Here is a 920-nt window from a genome sequence, read left to right as displayed (position 1 = left end):
CAGGGCGAGATCTAACATTAATTGTAAGGTCTAATTGTTGGTAATTTATTCACCATGGATCTTTTATGAGCTAATCTTTCATTTTCCAAGAAAATCATATTTTAAGTTGAACTAACTGTATTTTCAGTGATCAGAACATCACAAATCCTTTACTGAAGCAAAGCTGATGACTCTCTTTGAACGCCTGAACCGCATACCAGATCCACGTACAGATATTAATGTTAAACATGACTTGGTAGATGTTGTGTTTCTCGTATTTTCCGCAGTACTCAGCGGCGCAACAGGGTGGAAATCCATTCAAGAGTTCGGTGATAGTCAACTGGACTGGCTAAGGCAATACCGCCAATTTGAAAATGGCATTCCGAAGCGTCATTGTATTGCAAATATAATCAGCATGTTAGATAGCGATGCATTACTTGAAGCCTTGTTTGAATGGCTAAATGTTGAGCGCACTCGCGCAGAGAAAACAGTGTTAGCGATTGATGGCAAAACCCTTCGGGGAACCAAGACGGATGGCAGTAAAAGTTTTCTCCATGTCGTCAATGCTTATGATGTTGAAAGCGGCCTAATGCTTTATCAGCAAGCCGATAAGAGTAAAGGTAAGGAAATTAGCCTGTCTCGTGATGTACTTGATGCCCTGATTTTGAAGAATACGATAGTCACGTTAGATTCATTGCATTGTTTAGCTCCAACAATGGCGCAAATTCTTAAAAAGAAAGGTGATTTCACAATCCAGTTGAAAAGGAATCAAGTAAAGCTTTTCGAGCATGTAACACAGGCTTTTGCTGCAGTATATGACCAACCGAACGGGATGATTGAATGCGTTCACGAAAACCAAGGGCATGGACGAAAAGAATGGCGAAATATCATGCAGATAGAAGCCAACTTACCAGCAGAGCTAAAAGAAAAGTGGCCACATA

At 40.4% G+C, this 920-nt stretch carries 1 protein-coding gene; it reads left to right on the top strand.

The window, feature by feature from the left end; all coding sequences use genetic code 11:
• Positions 1–166 precede the first annotated feature (166 nt).
• Positions 167–920: ISAs1 family transposase (locus K6Y21_RS21080; protein ID WP_233073914.1), on the top strand; the 754-nt coding region annotated here is incomplete at its 3' end.

Origin of the sequence: Motilimonas eburnea, from assembly GCF_021295345.1 — a bacterium.
GTDB classification, from domain to species: domain Bacteria; phylum Pseudomonadota; class Gammaproteobacteria; order Enterobacterales; family CBDFNC01; genus Motilimonas; species Motilimonas eburnea.
The sequence above is the reverse complement of the archived record's forward strand: the minus strand, read 5'-3'. Positions and strand labels throughout refer to the sequence as shown.